The sequence below is a fragment of the Sulfitobacter pontiacus genome, from assembly GCF_040790665.1.
In the GTDB taxonomy this organism is placed as follows: Bacteria; Pseudomonadota; Alphaproteobacteria; order Rhodobacterales; family Rhodobacteraceae; genus Sulfitobacter; species Sulfitobacter pontiacus.
Window position 1 is genome coordinate 1,034,906 of the sequence record NZ_CP160849.1, and the last position, 19,266, is coordinate 1,054,171.

The 19,266-nt window shown below is 61.5% G+C and carries 16 protein-coding genes; 9 read left to right on the forward strand and 7 right to left on the reverse strand.

Going from position 1 to position 19,266, the window contains the following annotated elements; all coding sequences use genetic code 11:
• Nucleotides 1-12: 12 nt before the first annotated feature.
• Both AB1495_RS05150 and AB1495_RS05155 read right to left on the reverse strand, forming a co-directional pair.
• Nucleotides 13-903, reverse strand: coding sequence for a CPBP family intramembrane glutamic endopeptidase (locus AB1495_RS05150; RefSeq protein ID WP_005850461.1), 891 nt, complete (start codon nt 901-903; stop codon nt 13-15).
• Nucleotides 900-4,001 carry an ABC transporter transmembrane domain-containing protein gene (locus AB1495_RS05155; RefSeq protein ID WP_074636479.1) on the reverse strand — a complete coding sequence of 1,034 codons (3,102 nt, stop codon included), beginning with the start codon at nt 3,999-4,001 and terminating at the stop codon, nt 900-902. The genes AB1495_RS05150 and AB1495_RS05155 overlap by 4 nt, the downstream gene beginning before the upstream one ends.
• Before the next feature lie 152 nt (nt 4,002-4,153).
• On the opposite strand from AB1495_RS05155, the gene ilvD reads away from it, so the two are divergent.
• The 6 genes from ilvD to AB1495_RS05185 all read left to right on the forward strand — a co-directional run bounded on the left by ilvD (nt 4,154) and on the right by AB1495_RS05185 (nt 9,822).
• The gene (ilvD, locus tag AB1495_RS05160; RefSeq protein WP_005850463.1) at nt 4,154-5,920 is read left to right on the forward strand and encodes a dihydroxy-acid dehydratase; all 1,767 of its coding nucleotides are present in this window, start codon (nt 4,154-4,156) and stop codon (nt 5,918-5,920) included.
• Nucleotides 5,901-6,497: a hypothetical protein gene (locus tag AB1495_RS05165; protein WP_074636481.1), complete on the forward strand. Its 597-nt coding sequence runs from the start codon at nt 5,901-5,903 to the stop codon at nt 6,495-6,497. Before ilvD ends, AB1495_RS05165 begins: the two co-directional genes overlap by 20 nt.
• A gap of 94 nt (nt 6,498-6,591) precedes the next feature.
• Nucleotides 6,592-7,365: a DUF6478 family protein gene (locus AB1495_RS05170; protein WP_074636482.1), complete on the forward strand. Its 774-nt coding sequence runs from the start codon at nt 6,592-6,594 to the stop codon at nt 7,363-7,365.
• A gap of 9 nt (nt 7,366-7,374) precedes the next feature.
• A complete protein-coding gene (locus tag AB1495_RS05175; protein ID WP_074636484.1) occupies nt 7,375-7,746 on the forward strand; it encodes a hypothetical protein in 372 nt (123 codons plus the stop codon).
• Nucleotides 7,747-7,819: 73 nt separating this feature from the next.
• A complete protein-coding gene (locus AB1495_RS05180; RefSeq protein ID WP_005850470.1) occupies nt 7,820-8,482 on the forward strand; it encodes a TrkA family potassium uptake protein in 663 nt (220 codons plus the stop codon).
• A gap of 77 nt (nt 8,483-8,559) precedes the next feature.
• Complete coding sequence (locus AB1495_RS05185) at nt 8,560-9,822, forward strand: TrkH family potassium uptake protein (RefSeq protein WP_197145973.1); 1,263 nt, start codon at nt 8,560-8,562, stop codon at nt 9,820-9,822.
• An 80-nt stretch (nt 9,823-9,902) separates the two neighbouring features.
• Here the strand turns inward: AB1495_RS05185 and AB1495_RS05190 are convergent, their stop codons facing one another.
• From AB1495_RS05190 to gpmI, 3 genes are read right to left on the reverse strand one after another with little or no spacing between them, the layout of a single operon-like run.
• Entirely contained in the window at nt 9,903-11,240 is a 1,338-nt protein-coding gene (locus tag AB1495_RS05190; RefSeq protein WP_074636487.1) for a S41 family peptidase, read from the reverse strand.
• A gap of 3 nt (nt 11,241-11,243) precedes the next feature.
• Nucleotides 11,244-12,374 (reverse strand): murein hydrolase activator EnvC, encoded by a 1,131-nt coding sequence (locus tag AB1495_RS05195; protein WP_064216119.1) that lies wholly within the window; start codon nt 12,372-12,374, stop codon nt 11,244-11,246.
• Nucleotides 12,371-13,888, reverse strand: coding sequence for a 2,3-bisphosphoglycerate-independent phosphoglycerate mutase (gene gpmI, locus AB1495_RS05200; protein WP_074636489.1), 1,518 nt, complete (start codon nt 13,886-13,888; stop codon nt 12,371-12,373). Before gpmI ends, AB1495_RS05195 begins: the two co-directional genes overlap by 4 nt.
• A 185-nt stretch (nt 13,889-14,073) precedes the next feature.
• Here gpmI and AB1495_RS05205 point away from each other — a divergent pair, with 185 nt between their 5' ends.
• The 3 genes from AB1495_RS05205 (at nt 14,074) to polA (ending at nt 17,851) form a co-directional block, all read left to right on the forward strand.
• Nucleotides 14,074-14,253, forward strand: coding sequence for a zinc-finger domain-containing protein (locus AB1495_RS05205; protein ID WP_005850479.1), 180 nt, complete (start codon nt 14,074-14,076; stop codon nt 14,251-14,253).
• A 62-nt stretch (nt 14,254-14,315) separates the two neighbouring features.
• A complete protein-coding gene (locus AB1495_RS05210; RefSeq protein ID WP_244268942.1) occupies nt 14,316-14,933 on the forward strand; it encodes a TIGR02117 family protein in 618 nt (205 codons plus the stop codon).
• Between the two features lie 119 nt (nt 14,934-15,052).
• Nucleotides 15,053-17,851 (forward strand): DNA polymerase I, encoded by a 2,799-nt coding sequence (gene polA / locus AB1495_RS05215; protein ID WP_074636492.1) that lies wholly within the window; start codon nt 15,053-15,055, stop codon nt 17,849-17,851.
• 24 nt (nt 17,852-17,875) lie between these two features.
• On the opposite strand, the gene AB1495_RS05220 is transcribed toward polA, so the two are convergent.
• Together AB1495_RS05220 and AB1495_RS05225 are read right to left on the reverse strand one after the other, a co-directional pair.
• Nucleotides 17,876-18,631 carry a hydroxypyruvate isomerase family protein gene (locus tag AB1495_RS05220; protein WP_074636494.1) on the reverse strand — a complete coding sequence of 252 codons (756 nt, stop codon included), beginning with the start codon at nt 18,629-18,631 and terminating at the stop codon, nt 17,876-17,878.
• Between the two features lie 49 nt (nt 18,632-18,680).
• Nucleotides 18,681-19,259 (reverse strand): DUF1285 domain-containing protein, encoded by a 579-nt coding sequence (locus tag AB1495_RS05225; protein ID WP_074636495.1) that lies wholly within the window; start codon nt 19,257-19,259, stop codon nt 18,681-18,683.
• Nucleotides 19,260-19,266 lie beyond the last annotated feature (7 nt).

A 19,266-nucleotide genomic window follows, 5' to 3' on the forward strand; every position in this document is an offset into this window, starting at 1 on the left:
AGTAAATTGCAATCAACGGCGGATCGCCAGCCGTGCGGCAAGCCAGCTGACCAACATCAGCGCAAAATCGACAGGCAACCACGCGCGCAACGCGTCAACATCATCCATCCCGAAGGGGGTCAAATACAGCGCCAAACCCGATAGGTCATCGGGCAGAGAGGTGATGACGATCGCCGCGACATTATTGCAGAAATGCACTGCAATGGCTGGCCCCAGCGACCCCGCCCGCGCGGTCAGATCGGCCATCAACATCCCGAAGACACCGGCCCAAAGTGCTATGACCAGCGCATTTTCGCCGGCTTGATCGGGAAGATAGTGCCCAAGCGCGAAAATCACGGCCGGCAGCACCATCCACACCAGCGGAGAGTTGAACCGTGCCGCCAACTGCTGCTGGACATAACCGCGAAAGACGATCTCTTCGGCGCTGACCTGTACCAGCACCCCGAGCAGCGAAAACGGCAGCAGCATCAGCCATGTGCCAAGCGCGAGGTTGGGCACATAGGGCGCGCCAAGGTTCCACGGTGGCAGCAAATAGGTCACCGCACCAAGCAGCACCAGCATCTTGAGCACGGCCCAGAACTGCGGCACCACCAGCCCCGACGGGCCGATCAGGCCACGCACGGGACGTTTGTGGATCACCCGTGTCACCACGGCCACGCCGACAATCATCAACCCGAAGCTGCCAAGCAGCAGGAACATCGCCATCGGCGTCTTGCCTGACAGCAAGCTGTCATAAAACCCGTCCGCACGCGGCCCCATCAGGTTGAACAGGGTGGTGAACATCAGGTTGTTGAGCAGCAGGTAGATCGCGGTTGCCGCAAGAAACCCCAAGATCAGCCGCCACAGCGCCGCCGAGGGGATCGCAGGGGCGACAAAGGCTTTGTGGGCAGCGTATCGGGTCACGCGGGGTCATCTCCTACGGGCGGGGGCAAGGCTTCGTCTTCGCGCGGGATATCCACCCGTGCCGCACGAAGCAAGTCGGCGGCGTTGGTCAGATGGCTTGATACCGTGCGTAGAAGGCTCAGCAGGATCACACGGTCGTTTTCAACCACCGACTTGAATTGATCCGCGCCGATCCGAAGGAAACGGCTGTCTTCGAGGGCGACAAAATCCATCTGCCGCGGCTCGTTCACGATGACCGCAAGGTCACCGATCAACCGCCCCTTTTCGACGGTCGAGACGTGATGCGCCAACCCTTCGGGGTCGCGCCAGCTCAGCTCTCCCTTGCCCGACAGACAGAGGTAGACCGCATCTGGCCGTTGGCCTTGAGCAAAGACCATCTCGCCCTGTGCGACGGTGTACCACTGCGCCGCAAAGGCCAGCAGGCGTTGGTTGCGCGGGTCGAGGTTGCCGAACAAGTCATTGCGCGCGATGATCCGCAGCTTTCGTCGCAAATCGTCCGAGATGCTGTCGTCCTGACTGGGGATATCAACCTGCGCCAGACCGTCAATGCGCCCGCCACGGATCTTGATGTACATGTCGAAATCGTCAGGATTAACAAAGGAGCTATCCATGTAAATCTGGGTCGTCTCGGGCAGCAGTTCGCTGACCTTGTCGCGCAACCGTTGCAGGCTTTCTGCGTCATGCCCCGCAAGCGACTGGTTCAGGATCAGGATATCGGGTCGTTTCATCGCCGCGCGGCTGAATCCGGCGCGTTCCTGAAACATCATCGCGATATTTGACCCGCCGATGCTGACCGGCAGATCAAAGACGTTGAGCGCGACGTCCTGTTGCAGCCCGTGTTTCTTGAACACGTCCGACACCACATCCAGAACCAGATCCGCCTGAAGCCCCGCCACGGCGGAAATCCGGCCATACAACACGTTTTCGAGTATCGTCAGACGCGGCAGATACTGGTCAGGTGTGATCGGCACGAACATATCCCGCGCCCGTTCGCGCATCTCGGACCCCTGCTGCTTACGGATTTTCAGGATCTCGTCCTTGAAGGTCGCAGGGAAAGCCGGGCCGATCTGTTCGGCCGTGAAGGCAAAGGGCACGGTAAGCAGCAACGAGAATTCATCCTCGCTCAGCGCTTCATCCCCTTTGGCGCGACGCCGTAGCGCGATATCGACCAGTTGTTCGTACAGTTCTTCCTCGATGCCGAGAGCGGTGAACAGCGGGTGGTCGGTGCCATCACGACCAAAGGTCTGGTGCAACGTTTCTACCAGCGTCTGTGAAATCGCGATGCCCTGCTCGGCCAGACCCTGTTCGATGATCATCGCCAGAAAGCTGCGTTCAAGCGCCAGACCCGCCTGCGAGATGCTGCGGATGGGCGCGGCGAACATCAGGTTCCCCCCAAGCGGCAGCGCCGGGTTGAACCGATCTGGGTCAAAGCGGTGCACCACCTTGTCCAGCCCTTGCTCTTTCAGCCGCTCGTGCACCTCGTCGCGCAGGGCAACCACGCGGGCCGCAAGCTCGGGGTGTTTTTCCGGGTCCATGCGATCGGCGGCCATGCGACGGAACATCATGTCCTGTGTGCCAACGGCGCTGGCCAGCTCATACCACCAGTCGTTGATGTCCTCGCGGGTGCTCAGATCGGCGAGCCCGGGGTCCAGCCAATCCGCCTTGGTGCTGTCCAGACTATTGCCCGACCGCTTTGTCTCGATCGCGGCGCGGTCGGTTTTCATGGGGTCCCAGAGGACGGTTTTCGGGCTCGACCGCAGAGGCATCAGCAGATTGTCCCCGACGGTGCCCTGAAACAGATAGGGGTGCGCATCGGAATAGCCGATCCGCGCCGCAAGCACGGCCTGATGCAGCTCTGCCAGATTATGCCCCGCCATCGTGATCCGCCCGCGGCTCGGCACGGCCTCGCGCACCAAAAGCTCTGCCAGAGCGTTGCGTTCGGATTGGTTGGGCATCTCAAGCGCGACGCGCGCGCCTTTGGGTATTTCGAGGTTTAGATCATCCAGGATCGTGTTCCCGTCCGGCGTGCGCAAAGACACATGTTCCAGTACGATAGGGCCGCGCAGATGCGGGACTTCATCGGGCTCGCCTTCGAACAGGCGCGCGTCGATCTCGCCCCGCGGGGCGAAACGTTCAATGACCACATCCCACCGCAGCGACATGTCCTGCGTCTGGTTGTAATAGGTCAGCAGTTCCTTCCACGGGCTCGACAAATCCTTGTAGGCGGCCAAGGCCGCGACCAGCGCGCCCACCGTGATCTGCCCCTTGATCGCAAGATAGCCCCCAACGGCATAGAAAAAGAACGGTGTCAGCTGGGTGATGAAGTTGTTGAGAAACTTCATGAAGAATTTCTTCTGATAGATCTGGAAGCGGACCTCGAACAGCTGGCCCAGCCGGTCGGTGAACAGCGCCAGACGGTAGCGCCAGCCGCCGTTGGTGCGCAGATCGGTGATACCGGCGGCGGTCTCGCCGATTTCAGACGACAGGTGCCGCACTTCCTTGATGCGCTGTTTGTTCAGCAGGTTGATCTGCCGCTGCAGCATCGGGATGAGATACGCCTGCAACGGGATCAATGCGACGCCCGCCAACCCGAACCACGGGGATTGCAGGAAGAGGAACAGCAGGATGATCAGCATCTGCCCCGCCTGGAACACAGGCTGGGCGACCGCATCGCCCATCAACCCGCCCATCGGCTCTGCCTCCGAGGTGACCATCGACACCAGCTCACCCTGACTGGTGTTTTCGAAATAGCTGCGCGGAAAACGCATCATCCGCGCGATCAACTGATAGCGGAAGCGACGCAGTAGCCGCTCTGCCAGCACCCCCTTCATCGTGTTCAGACGCATCTTCATCAGGCCGTGGATCAGCACCGAGAAAAGATAGGCAAAACACAGCACCATCAGGAACTGCACCTGACTGAACGACATCCCGAAAACGTCGATCACATCGGTCTCTGCCCCAATGGCATCGTTGATGATGCGCTTGGGCAGTTCGAGGGTGATGTAGAGGATCGGGAAGGTAATCAGCGTGAGGACAAGCAAAACCAGTTGGTCACGACGGGAGTATTTCCAAATAAAGGAAAAAATCGAATGCTCCATGCAGGGTCGCTTTCGCTAGGGGCGGCACAGAGCCAAGGATTATTTAACACCTAAGCCCAAGGCCCGCGCTGTTCAACTGGTGGCTTGAGCCTTGCAGCGACAGGGCTGGGTGGCTATTCCGGTGTAAACGTCCACTCAGGGAGGCCTGCCACATGTCCACCAACACCCGCTTTGATAAATCCAGACTGCCAAGCCGGCACGTGACCGAAGGGCCAGAGCGCGCACCGCACCGGTCCTACTACTACGCAATGGGCATGACCGAAGAAGAGATTCACCAGCCTCTGGTGGGTGTGGCAACCTGCTGGAACGAAGCGGCCCCCTGTAACATCGCGCTGAACCGTCAGGCCCAGGCGGTCAAGGTCGGCGTCAAGGCGCAGCAAGGCACGCCGCGCGAATTCACCACCATCACCGTCACCGACGGGATTGCCATGGGCCACGAGGGCATGCGCTCTTCTCTGGCGTCGCGCGAAGCCATTGCCGACACGGTAGAGCTGACAATGCGCGGTCACTGCTACGATGCGATTGTCGGCCTTGCGGGCTGTGACAAATCGCTGCCGGGCATGATGATGGCGATGCTGCGGCTGAACGTGCCGTCCGTGTTCCTCTACGGCGGGTCGATCCTGCCGGGCAAAGTCCCGGAAGGGGCCGATGTGCCTGCCGATTTCGCCAGCCGCGACCTGACTGTGCAAGACGTTTTCGAAGCCGTGGGTAACTATCAGAACGGCAGCATGTCGCAAGCCGCGCTTGAGGTTCTGGAACGCGTCGCTTGCCCGACAGCCGGTGCCTGCGGGGGCCAGTTCACCGCCAACACCATGGCCTGCGTGTCCGAGGCGATCGGTCTGGCGCTGTTGAACTCCTCTGGCATGCCTGCGCCCTATGAATCCCGCGACGCCTATGCGGCGGCCTCGGGTGAAGCCGTCATGAACCTGATCGAAAAGAACATCCGCGCGCGCGACATCTGCACCCGCGAAGCATTCGAGAACGCGGCGCGCATCGTGGCCTGCACCGGCGGATCGACCAATGCCGGTCTGCACCTGCCCGCTATGGCCGCCGAGGCGGGTATCGACTTTAACCTCAGCGATGTATGCGACATCTTCCGCGACACGCCTTATTTTGTCGACATGAAACCCGGCGGGTCGCATGTGGCAAAAGACCTGTATGACGCGGGCGGCGTGCCTGTTGTGATGAAAGAACTGCGCAAGGCCGGCCTGCTGCATGATGACTGTCTGACCGCCTCGGGCCTGTCCATCGGTGAAGAGCTTGACAAGATCGAACGCGAGGCCGACGGCAAGGTGATCCACGCGATCGAAACACCGATCAGTAAGACCGGCGGCGTCGTTGGTCTGAAGGGCAACTTGGCACCCGAAGGGGCCATCGTGAAAATCGCTGGCATGTCCGAAGAAGACATCGTCTTTACCGGTCCGGCGCTGATCTTTGAATGTGAACAAGACGCGTTCGAAGCCGTGCAAAACCGCGCCTATAGCGAAGGCGACGTGTTCGTGATCCGCAACGAAGGCCCCGCTGGTGGCCCCGGCATGCGCGAAATGCTGGCGACCACGGCGGCCCTGTCCGGTCAAGGCATGGGCAAAAAGGTGGCACTGATCACCGACGGCCGTTTCTCCGGCGCGACACGGGGTTTCTGCGTTGGTCACGTCGGCCCCGAAGCCGCACATGGCGGACCGATTGCCTTGCTCAAACAGGGCGACATGATCACGCTGAACGCGATCACCGGTTCGATCTCTGTCGATATCTCGGACGAGGAAATGGCAGAGCGCAAAGCGGCTTGGCCCGGTGCCCGCAAAACCAACTATCAAAGCGGTGCACTGTGGAAATACGCGCAGCTTGTGGGCCCAACCTATCTTGGTGCGGTGACGCATCCCGGCGCGAAGGCGGAAACACATGACTATATGGACCTGTAAAGGTCCGCTTGCCGCCTTTGGCGTGATGCTTCTGACCGCCTGCGAGGGCGGTCAGGGGCTTGGCGCGTCCTCGGGTGCCGCCAAGCCGCCGTTGTCACGCGCGAAAATGGCCGGAGGGGTCGAACTGGTCGCCCCCGATGGTTTCTGCATCGACCAAACCAGCCTCGAGGCGCGCTTTGCCGTGATTGCACGCTGTGACGGATTAGGGGCCCCTGCCTCTGCGGGGTCAGCACCGCGTGGGTTGATCACGGTCAGCCTGACCCAGTCCAAACCCGGCTCCCTGCCAAGCGCCCAGCAGATCGCGGCTGAAACCTCGCTCCAGAATGTGAGCGATGTGGAGAAAGGCGAACAAAGCGTCACCTTCCGCGCGCAGGGGCGTATTCCTGTCGGTGGGCTTTCCCCCAAACAATGGCGCGGCGTCGCACGGATGGGCACTCAAACCGCCGGTATCGCCGTCTACGGCCCCGAACGCGGCGAGATCGTCAGCGCCTCTGGCCGAAGGGTTCTGACACAGTTGATCACCCGCAGCATCGACGCCAGTGCACCTGCAAAAACCACCGTCGCGCAACGCAACTAGCGCGCCGGCCCCCTTGGCCCATTTCATTTGTGCCCCCAGGCCACAGGCGGTAGGGTACGACCAACAACCCATTCGTAATCGGGGCAACAGGCACATGCGCAAACTCGGGAAAAAGCTGATCGACAGCGCCTTGATCGCGCGGTTTACCCGCCGCTGGTCCGCCAAAGCCGACCGTGCCCCCCAGACAGAACTGTCCGTGCTGCGCAAACAAGCAGGCCAAGCGCGCGCCTTGCGTCGGCATCTGGACAAGCTGATCTACACCGCCGAAGACCGGCTTGCCCTGCCCCGCATCGGCTCTAACAAGTTCTCTCGGCCCCATAACACCGATTGGTCCTGGCGCCCGCAGCTTTGGCGCGCGCCCTTGACCAAATCGGGGCTGTCGTCGGTGCAATCCAAGGCGACCATGGGGGATGAGGTCTCGATTTTCCACGACTGCTCCCTGTCCGAACTCGGCATCCGGCAAATCCGCAACCTCGAAGAAAACCATCTCGCGCCCTATGGGCTTCGGCTTGAGGTCTACCGTTTCGACGGGTCTTTCCTGTCGCTGGTGCTGGACCTTCAGGATGATTGCGTTGACGGGATGAAGCGCACCCATGTCCTGCGCGTGGACGCTGTGATCGAGATGGAAAAACCGATCGAGATTTTCGCCCGCCTGAACATCCGCCACGGGCCTAACACCGAACAAATGGTGCAGGAACTGCCGCTGAACAAATCCGAGGTCACGGCAGAATTCGACCTCGCCTATTCCAACCTGAACGAAAAACGCGTCGAGAAAGCCTGGATCGACCTGATTTTTGAAGGGCCCGAAATGAACCAGATCATGCTGCGTGACCTGACCTTTTCGCGCCGCCCCCGCGCCCAGTTGTAGGAGCCCCGCATGAGCAACCTGACCCTCACCAAAACCCAGATGCGCGACGGCACCTGGCAAGGGATCGTGACCGGCGCGGACGATAGCAAACCCGATCTTGCGGTCACCCATGCCGATGCCGATGTCGCGGGGGTGCAGTTGGAACATGACGCGTCCTCGGATCACTGGGTGCTCAGCATCCCTGTGCCCGCAGCCGCAATCGCCGATGGGCTGCATACATTGCTGGTGGTCGACCGCGCGTCTGGCGCGACATTGGCCAGCATCACCCTGATCGGGGACGAGGTCACCGGCCCCGATTTGCGCGCCGAGGTGGATTTGCTGCGCGCCGAGCTTGATATGCTGAAACGTGCGTTCCGGCGGCACTGCGTCGAAACGACCTGACGGCGCTTGCTTGCTTGCCCCTGTGACGCGATGTATCCCTTGGCAAGACTGAGCCCTTCAGAGGACCCTCGTGATGGCAGTGAAAAGACGGACTATCGGCGTGATCGGCCTTGGCAACTTTGGCTCTACGGTCGCAACCGAGCTGCAGCGTTTTGGCAACTACGTGATCGGCGTGGACCTGAACGACCAACGCGTCAGCAACCATGTCGAAAAGCTGAGCCAAGCCGTGATCGTGGACGCCCGCGATGATGCCGCCCTGCGCGAGGCCGGGTTGGGCGACTGTTCGATGGCGTTGGTCGCCATGGGCAGTGATCTTGAATCAAGCATCCTGTCGGCCATCAACCTGAAACTGCTGGGCGTCGAGACGATCTGGGCCAAGGCCAAGACAAAAACGCACCACCGCATCTTGTCGAAACTGGGGGTCGACCGTGTGATCCACCCCGAAGTCGAAGTCGGCCAGCATATCGCCCAGGTGATCCACAACCCCTTGGTGCGCGACTATGTCAGCCTTGGGAACGGGTACCACGTGGTCAACTTCCGCATCCCCGAAGCGCTTGAGGGCAAATCGCTCGAGACGTTGTCATACGGCAAGAAGTTCGACCTGCGCTGTCTGGGGGTGATGCGGGGCACCGAATATATCGGTCGCGACGGGTTGGACTGCACGTTGCAACGGGACGATCTATTGATCCTGCTCGGGCAGCGCACCGACCTGCGCAGCTTTGCGGCAAGCCTTTGAAGCTCTTTTCAAAGTCACAGAAAAGCGCGTGGCGGCTTCTGCCCCCGCCCGCCGTGCTTGTGTTGATCTATCTGACGATGGTGGTTCTGGGCGGATTGATCCTGTGGACTCCACTGGCGAATACTGAGGGGATCAGCCTGTCGGACGCGCTGTTCACCTCTACCTCTGCTGTTACGGTGACGGGGCTGGCGGTGGTCGATACCGGCACCGCCTTTACCGGCTTCGGGCAGGCGGTCATCGCGCTTTTGATCCAGATGGGCGGCTTGGGGTTGATGACCTTTGCCGTTCTGGTGCTGTCTGCACTTGGTATCCCTTTGGGGATGCCGCAGCGCATTATCCTGCGCGAGGACCTGAACCAGCCGAGCATCTACAATCTGACCTCGCTGGTGATGGCGATCCTGAAGATCGCCATTCTGGCAGAGCTTATCGGCGCTGCCTTGATGGCCTTTGTCTTCGTGCCCGAATTCGGTCTGGCGCAGGGGCTTTGGCATTCGGTGTTCCTAAGCATTTCTGCATTCAACAATGCGGGGTTCGCGCTGTTCCCTGACAGCCTGAGTAACTGGGTCAGCGATCCGATTATCAACGTCGTGATCCCCGCCCTGTTCATCATCGGCGGCATCGGCTTCATCGTGCTGGCCGATATCTGGGAAAAACGCAGCTGGCGACGGCTCAGCCTGCACAGCAAGCTGATGCTCACCGGCACGGTGGTGTTGATCCTGCTGGCCTGGGCGCTGTTTGCAGCACTGGAATGGCGCAACCCCGCGACCTTGGGCCAGTTCGGCAACCTTGGCAGCAAGCTTTGGGCCAGTTGGTTTCAGGCCGTCACCCCACGGACAGCGGGCTTTAACACGCTTGATTACGCAGAGGTTCACGAGAGTACTGCCTTGATGACCATGACGCTGATGCTGGTCGGCGGCGGTAGCACGTCGACGGCGGGCGGCATCAAGGTGACCACGCTCATCGTGCTGATCCTCGCCACCGTGGCCTTCTTCCGGCGCAGCACCAGCCTGCATGCTTTTGGTCGGTCGATGGGGCCGGATGAAGTGTTCAAGGTCATGGCGCTGACCACAATCAGCATCCTTCTGGTCCTGACGGGCATCTTCATCATGTCGATCAAACATGACGGAGAGTTTATCGACCTCGCGTTCGAGGCAACATCGGCCTTTGGCACCGTCGGCCTGTCGCGCGGTGCCACGGCAGAGCTTGATAGCACCGGCCGCGCGATGATCATGCTGATGATGTTTCTGGGCCGCGTCGGCCCGCTGACCATCGGGTTCTTTCTGGCGACGCAATCGGTGCCCCGCGTGCGCTACCCCGAAGGCAAGGTCTATCTGGGCTGAACACCCGCCCTTGGCCCAACAAAAAGACCGGCCCGCCTATCTTCGGACCGGTCTTTAATGCGAACGCGTGATCGCCGCGCTTACTTCTTCGGGCCTAATGCGGACAGACCCTTGAGGATGTCGATGGCATAGGCCAGCTGGTAATCCTCTTCGCGCAAGGACGCAGCTTTTTCGGCCTTGGCGCGGTCTTCCATGATCTGGTCGACCTGATCGTCGGTCAGGCTGTCGTTGTTCAGGCTGCCGCGCAGGTCTGCTTCGGACCGCAGGGGGCGTGCTGTTGCATCCTCTTCCTCGGTGTCCGCAGGCTGTGCCGGTGGCTGGGCGACGATGATGTCGGGGGACACGCCAAGTGCCTGAATAGAGCGGCCCGACGGCGTGTAGTACCGCGCTGTGGTCAGGCGCATCGCCCCTTCACCGCGCAGCGGCATGATCGTCTGCACCGACCCTTTGCCAAAGCTTTTGGTCCCGACGACAATCGCGCGACGGTGGTCTTGCAGGGCACCGGCAACGATCTCGGAAGCCGAGGCAGAGCCGCCGTTGATCAGCACCACAATCGGCTTGCCTTCGGCCAGATCGCCGGGGGTGGCGTTGGTGCGGTCGCCTTCCGCGGCATCACGGCCACGGGTGCTGACGATCTCGCCTTCTTCAAGGAAAGCATCCGACACGGCGATAGCCTGATTCAGCAGACCACCGGGGTTGTTGCGCAGATCCACGACAAAGCCGCTGACATTCTCGATGCCGCCGGCGGCCTCGACCTGCTCTTCCAGACCCTCTTTCAGCTTGGGGTAGGTCTGTTCGTTAAAGGTGGTGACCCGCAGCACAACCGCGTCGCCTTCGGTACGGGCGCGCACCGCGGTCAGCTGGATGGTATCGCGCACCAGCGACACGTCGAAGGGTTCGGTCTCGCCTTCTCGCACCACGGTAATCTCGATCTCTGACCCCACCGGGCCGCGCATCAGCTCGACCGCGTCATCCAGCGTCAGCCCCAGCAGGCTTTCGCCGTCCACATGGGTGATGAAATCGCCCGCTTCGATACCCGCTTCAGAGGCAGGCGTACCATCAATAGGGGAAACGACTTTGACGAAACCCTCTTCCTGCGTCACCTCGATGCCGAGACCGCCGAATTCACCACGGGTCTGGTCGCGCATCTTCAGCGCATCTTTCGGCGACAGGTAGCTGGAGTGTGGATCAAGCGAGGTAAGCATGCCGTTGATCGCGGCCTCTACCAGCTCTTCGGTGTCGACCTCTTCGACGTATTGCGCGCGGATGCGTTCAAAGATGTCGCCGAACAGATCAAGCTGTTCATAAACGTTGCTGTTCTTTTCAGTTTCCTGTGCCAGCAAGGGGCCCGCAATCTGCGTCGTGGCAATTACCCCTGCCAGCGTACCGCCCACGGCAGCCATCACGAACTTCTTCATCGTTTATCCATCCTTATCAGTTCGGAACCAGTCTGACGGGTCCTGCGGAACATTGTTCTCTCTTACTTCTATATAGAGCGTTTCTGAACGCTCCACGCCAGCCCCATCACCATTTGGTGACAGCGCCTGTTGATTTACGCCGGCCGGGCCGCCCATAAGGCCAATCGGCGTCTCTGCCCCGATCACCTGCCCTGCCTCGCCATAAACCACATCCAGCCCTGCCAATACAAACAACGCCCCGGCCCGAGGTTCAAGAATGACCACGTTTCCAAGGTCCAGCAGCGGGCCGGTGTAGCGGATTGTCGCCGCCGTCGGCGATGTCACGATGGCACGCGGGCGGGTCGCGAGGATAATCCCGGGGCGCGTCACCCCCGCCGCATCGGTTTCATTGGCGCGGCGCAGGATCACGCCCTGTACCGGCAAGGTCAGGTCGCCCTTCCGCCCTTCGAAATCGGCGGGCGCATCCGCAATCGGGTCCGAGGTCATCTCGGACAGGCCGCTGGCGAACCCCGATAGCGTCTCCGAGGTCGAGATCAGGATCGCGGTGCGCACCGGGTCTTCGTTGAAGCGTTTGGGCAGATCGGTCCGGTTGGCCATCGCCTGATTAAGCTCTGTCCGGGCGCGCTGGATTTCCGTCAGCCCGTCCTGCAAGCGCTGTGCCGCATCGGTCTGAAGCGCCCGCAGGGTCTGCACGTCTTCAAGATCCTGCCGCAAGACATCGGCGCGGGTGTTCAGGGCCGGTGTCAGCTCTGCCAGCAGCATACCCGCGCGTGCGGTGCCAACGGGCCCTTCAGGATGCAGGAACAAGGTGGGCGACGGGTTACCGCCGATGCTTTGCAACACGCCCAGCAACTGCGCGACCTCGCCATCGCGGGCTTGTAGCTTCTTGCTCAGCTGCGCCTCGTTGATGGCCGCCTGACGCAGCCCCTCGCGCATGGCCCCAAGGCCGGTTTCAAACGCCTGAATCGTCTGGGTCAGCGCCTGCACGCGGTCCCGCGCCCCATCTGCGGCGTCCAACTGGGCAGAGGCCGCTTCAAGGTCGGCCATCGCGCGACGCGCCTGTTCTGCCGCCTCGGTTTGCGCAAACACGCCGACGGGCCAGAACATCAGGGCAAGGGCGCAAAGGCGGATCATTCGAGCAGCGACTTTCCCGTCATCTCGGCCGGTTGATCCAGCCCCATCAACTGCAACACTGTCGGCGCCAGATCGGCCAGACGACCGCTGCGCAGGCTGGCCCCATCGGGCCCGCCGACAACCGCCACGGGCACGGGATTGAGCGTATGCGCCGTATGCGCCCCGCCGGTTTCGGGGGCAATCATCGTTTCGCAATTACCGTGGTCCGCGGTGACGATCATCGCGCCGCCGACGTCCTCTAGCGCCTCAAGCACGCGCCCAAGGCCGGTATCCACCGCCTCGCAGGCCGCGATGGCGGCATCAAGATCACCGGTGTGCCCCACCATATCGGGGTTCGCATAATTCACCACAATCAGGTCGTAGCGGTCCTTGATCGCTTGCACGAAGCGGTCGGTGACTTCCGCGCAAGACATCTCTGGCTGCAAATCATAGGTCGCCACATTCGGCGACTTGGGCATATAGCGGTCCTCGCCCGTTGTGGGTGTTTCCTCGCCCCCGTTCAGAAAGAACGTCACATGCGGGTATTTCTCTGTCTCGGCCAAGCGGAACTGCCGCAGGCCGTGCTGTGCGACCCATGCGCCAAGCGTGTTCACGATCTCGGGCTTGGGGTACATGGTGGTCATGAACGCCCCATGCGCGTCGGAGTATTCCGCCATGCCCATCACCGCAGACCACGTAGGCCGCGCACCTGTGTCGAAGGCGTCAAACTCCGGATCCGCAAGCGCCGACATGATTTCGCGCGCGCGATCAGCGCGGAAATTCAGGCAGAAGATCCCATCCCCGTCCTGCACGCCGGTGTAGCCCTCCAGCACCGTGGGCGTGATAAATTCATCGTTTTCGTCCAGACCATAGGCATCATTCACCGCATCGCGGGCGGTTGGGGCGGCACTGCCTTTGCCCTGCACGATCGCCTCATAGGCTTTGGCAACACGGTCCCAGCGGTTGTCACGGTCCATCGCGAAATAGCGCCCCGAGACCGTCGCGATGGTCGCCCCGTCGGGTAAGGCGGCTTGCAGCGTCTCGAAATAGCCCAAGGCCGAGCGCGGCGCGACATCGCGCCCGTCGGTCAGCGCATGGATCACCACCGGAATACCCTGCGCCCGCAGCGCACGTACCGCGGCAATCATATGCGTCAGGTGCCCATGCACCCCGCCATCAGAAACAAGCCCCATCACATGCGCCGTGCCGCCGGTCTGTTTCAGCGTCTCGACAAAGTCCAGCAACGGTTGATGGGTGGCAAACGCGCCTTCCTCGATCGCAAGATCGATCTGACCCAGATCCATCGCGACGACACGACCAGCCCCTATATTGGTATGCCCCACCTCGGAGTTGCCCATCTGCCCCTGTGGCAGACCCACATCAGGCCCGAAGGTGGTCAGCGTCGCCGAAGGGCAGCTTTGCATGATCCGGTCGACATGCGGGGTCTTTGCCAGAAGGGGCGCGTTGCCCTGAGGGTCATCGCGCAGGCCCCACCCATCCAGAATGCACAATACGACAGGTTTTGGGGTGTTCATCCTGAGACCGCTCCGCAGGTTTACAGTGGTTTTCCGTCTTTTAGCGGCTCTGTGGCCGATGGTGAACCTAATTCAACGCAGTTTACAAACTTGTAAGCAGAGGGCGGCCAAATCACACGGCGCACCCTTGCCCTGCCTGCGCGGTTTGGTCATAAGATGGGCGCATCAAAGCCAAGGACGACAGCATGACATCCCAAGCACCGGAAACCCGCATTGTGAACACCTGGCGCGTCGCCTGTGACGGCAGCGAAGGCGCCTTGGGGCACCCGCGCGTCTGGCTGCAAATCCCGCAAGACAAGGGCTGGGTCGAATGTGGGTACTGCGACTGCAAGTTCATCCACGCCGAGTTTGAGGGCAAGGTCTGACCAAAGCGTTACGATGGCTGGGCGCGCTTGCGCTTTTGCCCGCGTGCTTTGTGCTTGCCGCAGTGATCGGCGCCCTCTGGGCCGCTCCTGCCTCTGATGAACGTCGTGCGGTGCCAACGCGCGAGGTGCTGCTGGTCCACGGACCCATCCACTATGATCTGCTGATCCCGATTGATGATATCTCGGGCCCGCGGTTTGCCGCGCTCGAGACGCGGGGTCTGCCGCTATCGCATCCCGATGCGCGGTGGCTTGTCATCGGATGGGGGGCGCGCAAGTTTTATACGGAAACCCCCACCTATCGCGAATTGAAGCCCGGCAATGTCTGGCGCGGGATTATCGGCGATGACGCGGTGCTGCGGATTGATGTCATTGGCCCCATCGCCCCGACCGCCGAACGCCGGACCGTGACGATGACCGAAGGCGCGTACCGCAGGCTGGTCGCAAATGTCTGGTCGGCGCTTGACCCCGGCCCTGACGGGCTGCCGCAACGTGTCGATGTGGATGGGTATACCGCCACCGATGGATTCTTTGCCGCCAAAGGACGCTTTAGCATCCTGCGCACCTGCAACGTCTGGATCGGCGACCAGCTCCGCGCGGCAGGGCTGCGGTTTGGGCGCTGGACGCCGCTCCCCTTGTCGGTGAGCCTCTCCTGGCACCTTTACCAAAGCGAGCCCCGCTAGGCAGGGACGCTCCGCGGGGAGTTTATTTGGCAAAATGAAGCCGGTCGCGGGCAATTGGCCGCTGGAGAGTTTGCCGGCTTCGTGGCACAAGAAAGCTTGTCTGAAAGAGGAGCACCGACATGTCCGGCACATTTGGCAAAGGTCACCATCTGCATCTGATCGACGGGTCGGCGTTTATTTTCCGCGCCTATCACGCGCTGCCACCGCTGACGCGCAAGTCGGACGGGCTGCCGATTGGGGCGGTGGCGGGTTTTTGCAACATGTTGCACCGCTATGTCGAAGGCAACACAGGGCCGGATGCACCGACCCATGTCGCCGTGATCTTTGACAAGGGCAGCCATACCTTCCGCAATGACATGTATGACAAATACAAGGCCAACCGCGAGGCCATGCCCGAAGACCTGCGCCCGCAGATCCCGCTGACCCGTACCGCCACCGAAGCGTTCAACATCGCTTGCAAGGAAAAGGAAGGTTTCGAGGCGGACGACATCATTGCCACGCTCGCCGTGCAGGCACGGGCCGCGGGCGGGCGCTGCACCATCATCAGTTCGGACAAGGATCTGATGCAGCTGGTCGGCGGCGGTGTTGAAATGCTGGATGCGATGAAAAACAAGAGCATCGACCGCGACGGTGTGTTCGAGAAATTCGGCGTCTATCCCGACCGTGTGGTGGATGTGCAGGCGCTGGCGGGCGACTCTGTCGATAACGTCCCCGGGGCACCCGGGATCGGGATCAAGACGGCCGCTTTGCTGATCAACGAATATGGTGATCTCGATGCGCTGCTGGAGCGCGCGGGCGAGATCAAGCAGCCCAAGCGGCGCCAGACCCTGATCGACCATGCTGATCAAATTCGGTTGTCCCGCGATCTGGTCAAGCTGGACGAGAACACGCCGCTGGACTTCACCCTTGACGATCTTGAGGTGCGCGACCCTGATGCAGATCAACTGCTGGGCTTTCTGGCCGAGATGGAGTTTCGCACCCTGTCCAAACGTGTGGCCGAGGTGCTGGGGAAAGAGGCCCCCACCATCGCCGAGGCACCGGTCGCCGCCGATGCCCCCGCCGCGGCGGATGTGCCCTTTGACGCAGAGCTCTATGAACACGTCAGTGACGCAGCCGCGCTGCAGGCCTGGATCGACCGTATCTACGAATTCGGCTATGTCGCCGTCGATACAGAGACCACCGGGCTGGACGATATGGTCGCGCAGCTTGTCGGCGTTTCGCTTTGTGTCGAACCGGGCAAGGCCTGCTACATCCCGCTTATCCACAAGGCGCGCGGCAGCGATGATCTGTTCGGGAGTGATGATCTGGCCGAAGGGCAGATCCCTACCGAAGAGGCGCTGCGCCTGCTGACCCCGATGCTGGAGGATCCCTCGATCCTCAAGATCGGGCAGAACATGAAATACGACAGCAAGATTTTCGCTCAGCTGGGGATCAACGTCGCGCCCATCGACGACACGATGCTGCTGTCCTACGCGATGCACGCCGGGCTGCACGGCCACGGGATGGACACGCTGTCTGAACGCTATCTGTCGCACACACCGATCCCGATCAAGCCGCTGCTGGGGACAGGCAAATCGGCCATCACCTTTGATAAGGTGCCGCTCGCCGATGCGGTGAAATATGCCGCCGAGGATGCGGATATCACTCTGCGTCTGTGGCAATTGTTCAAGCCCCAGCTCCACCGCGTCGGGGTGACGAAGGTCTATGAAACGCTTGAACGCCCGCTTGTGCCTGTTTTGGCGGCAATGGAACGCTCTGGCGTGAAGGTGGACCGCGATACGCTGAGCCGGATGTCCAACGCCTTTGCCCAGAAGATGGCGGGGCTTGAGGACGAGATCTATGAGCTCGCCGGGCGCAAATTCAACGTCGGCTCGCCCAAGCAACTGGGGGAAATCCTGTTCGACGAGATGGGGCTGGAAGGCGGCAAGAAAGGCAAGACGGGGGCCTATGCCACCGGTGCCGATGTGCTTGAGGACCTCGCGACAGAACATGACCTGCCCGCGCGGGTGCTGGACTGGCGGCAGCTGTCCAAGCTGAAATCGACCTATACCGACGCGCTGCAGGACCACATCAACCCCGACACGGGCCGGGTGCATACCTCCTACTCCATCGCGGGGGCGTCGACCGGGCGGCTGGCCTCGACCGATCCGAACCTGCAAAACATCCCGATCCGGTCCGAAGAAGGGCGCCGCATCCGCGAGGCCTTTGTTGCAGAGCCGGGCAAGGCACTGGTCGCGCTTGACTATTCCCAGATCGAGCTGCGGATTCTGGCGCATATCGCCAATATCCCCGAGCTTAAGCAGGCGTTTCAGGACGGGATCGACATTCACGCGCTGACCGCATCAGAGATGTTCGGCGTGCCGCTGGACGAAATGACCTCGGACGTGCGCCGTCAGGCCAAGGCGATCAACTTTGGCGTGATCTATGGCATCTCGGGCTTTGGTCTGGCGCGCAACCTGCGTATCCCGCGCGCCGAAGCACAGGGGTTCATCGACCGATATTTCGAACGTTTCCCCGGCATCCGCACCTATATGAATGACACCAAGGCCTTCGCCAAAGAGCATGGCTTTGTGCAGACGCTGTTCGGGCGCAAGATCCACACGCCCGAGATCAGCGCCAAGGGCCCCCGCGCAGGTTTTGCCCAACGGGCGGCCATCAACGCGCCTATTCAGGGCACCGCCGCCGATGTGATCCGCCGCGCGATGATCCGCATGCCCGACGCGATCAAGGATCTGCCCGCCACCATGTTGTTGCAGGTCCACGATGAATTGCTGTTCGAGGTGGAGAAAGGGGCCGAGGACGATCTGATCGCCGCCGCACGCCAGGTGATGGAGAATGCAGCCGATCCGGTGGTCAAACTGGATGTGAAGCTCGACGTGGATGCAGGCGTCGGGGCGAGTTGGGCGGAGGCGCATTAATCGCCTCTGAAGTGCCCCCTGCGGCTAGCTGAGTGTCATCCAGCCCAGGCTGTCCTCGGTCCGTGGGCCGGGGATATATTCGCCACTGACCCAGCCGCGATACCCCGCGCGGCGCAGGGCGGCGAAGAGCGCGGGGAAATCAACCGTACCCGTACCGGGCGCGCTGCGATCGGGCGCGTCGCCAAGCTGCACATGTACGATCAGGTCTTTGTATTGATCGAACACCGCCACCGCGTCGCCGTGGATCATCTGCGCGTGGTAGCTGTCATACTGCAGCCCGACGTTCGGCCGGTTCACAGCACGCAGCACATCGGCGGCAAGCGCGTAGTCGTTCATGAAATACCCCGGCATCGCGACGGGGTTCAGCGGTTCAACCGTCAGGGTAAGCCCCTTGGGCGCGATATCAGCCGCCCAGATCAGATTGTCGATGAAGGTCTGCCGCGCCAGCGCGCCTTGCCCATTGCCCGCCATGACATGCAGATAGCGGACCTTGAGCGTGGTGGCATATCGAAACGACCGCTGGATATCGACGCGGAAACGCGCCGCCTGTTCGGGCACCGCCGCAAAGCCCTGAGCGCCGCCGGTGTAATTGGGCGGCGGGGCGTTGATCAGGATCAGCTGCAAGCCGTTGGCGACACAGGCGCGCAGCGTCTCTTTGGCCGCCAGATCATAGGGGAAAAGCACCTCTACGGCGGTAAACCCCGCCTTTGCGGCGGCGGCAAAACGGTCAAGATAGGGCAGCTCGGGCCACAGCAGAGTAAGGTTCGCGGCTGGCTTCATGAAGGATCATCCGGTTCGGGCCGCTATCGTCGCGCTGTGGCAGGCAGGATCAATCGGGCAGTTCGTCCGAGGGGATAATACCAAAGAAGCTGCCGTCCGACCATACGCCGAACCAGCCTTCGTGATGCACGCCAAGCTCGACCAGTCGGTAAAAGCTTTTGCGGTCGATCAGCGCCTCCAGGTTGCGGCGGACACGGACGTAGGGCGCGGGTTCACCATCTTCTGGGTCGCGCTCAACTCGGATCGGCAGATCGGGGCCTGCGACGGCGATGTCTTCCAGGTTTGTCTGGAAGATCAGCGTCTGATCGGTGCCACTGCCTTCGGCCTCGAAATCGATGGCGACAAAGGGGGCGTCCTCGACCTTGATGCCGACTTTTTCAACCGGCGTCACAAGGAAGTAATCATCTTCTTCGCGGATCAGAATCGATGCGAACAGCTTTACCAGCCCGATGCGTCCGATGGGGGTGCCTTGGTAGAACCAGGTGCCGTCGCGTTTGATCTCCATGTCCAGATCACCACAAAACGGGGGGTTCCACTTTTCAACCGGCGGCAATCCGCGTGTTTTGGCGGCGGAAACAGAGGCGGCAAGGCTTTCTGCTGTCGGGGTCACGGTTTTTTGTCCACTCATTGCTTTT

Excerpts from the sequence above, each read along its gene's own strand:
- AB1495_RS05185 (WP_197145973.1), top strand. The coding sequence starts at position 8,560 with ATGGTGGTTCTGGGCGGATTGATCCTGTGGACTCCACTGGCGAATACT.
- ilvD (WP_005850463.1), top strand. The coding sequence starts at position 4,154 with ATGTCCACCAACACCCGCTTTGATAAATCCAGACTGCCAAGCCGGCAC.
- AB1495_RS05205 (WP_005850479.1), top strand. The coding sequence starts at position 14,074 with ATGACATCCCAAGCACCGGAAACCCGCATTGTGAACACCTGGCGCGTC.
- gpmI (WP_074636489.1), bottom strand. The coding sequence starts at position 13,888 with ATGAACACCCCAAAACCTGTCGTATTGTGCATTCTGGATGGGTGGGGC.
- AB1495_RS05175 (WP_074636484.1), top strand. The coding sequence starts at position 7,375 with ATGAGCAACCTGACCCTCACCAAAACCCAGATGCGCGACGGCACCTGG.
- AB1495_RS05225 (WP_074636495.1), bottom strand. The coding sequence starts at position 19,259 with ATGAGTGGACAAAAAACCGTGACCCCGACAGCAGAAAGCCTTGCCGCC.
- AB1495_RS05165 (WP_074636481.1), top strand. The coding sequence starts at position 5,901 with ATGACTATATGGACCTGTAAAGGTCCGCTTGCCGCCTTTGGCGTGATG.
- AB1495_RS05190 (WP_074636487.1), bottom strand. The coding sequence starts at position 11,240 with ATGAAGAAGTTCGTGATGGCTGCCGTGGGCGGTACGCTGGCAGGGGTA.
- AB1495_RS05180 (WP_005850470.1), top strand. The coding sequence starts at position 7,820 with ATGGCAGTGAAAAGACGGACTATCGGCGTGATCGGCCTTGGCAACTTT.
- AB1495_RS05195 (WP_064216119.1), bottom strand. The coding sequence starts at position 12,374 with ATGATCCGCCTTTGCGCCCTTGCCCTGATGTTCTGGCCCGTCGGCGTG.
- AB1495_RS05155 (WP_074636479.1), bottom strand. The coding sequence starts at position 4,001 with ATGGAGCATTCGATTTTTTCCTTTATTTGGAAATACTCCCGTCGTGAC.
- AB1495_RS05170 (WP_074636482.1), top strand. The coding sequence starts at position 6,592 with ATGCGCAAACTCGGGAAAAAGCTGATCGACAGCGCCTTGATCGCGCGG.
- polA (WP_074636492.1), top strand. The coding sequence starts at position 15,053 with ATGTCCGGCACATTTGGCAAAGGTCACCATCTGCATCTGATCGACGGG.
- AB1495_RS05220 (WP_074636494.1), bottom strand. The coding sequence starts at position 18,631 with ATGAAGCCAGCCGCGAACCTTACTCTGCTGTGGCCCGAGCTGCCCTAT.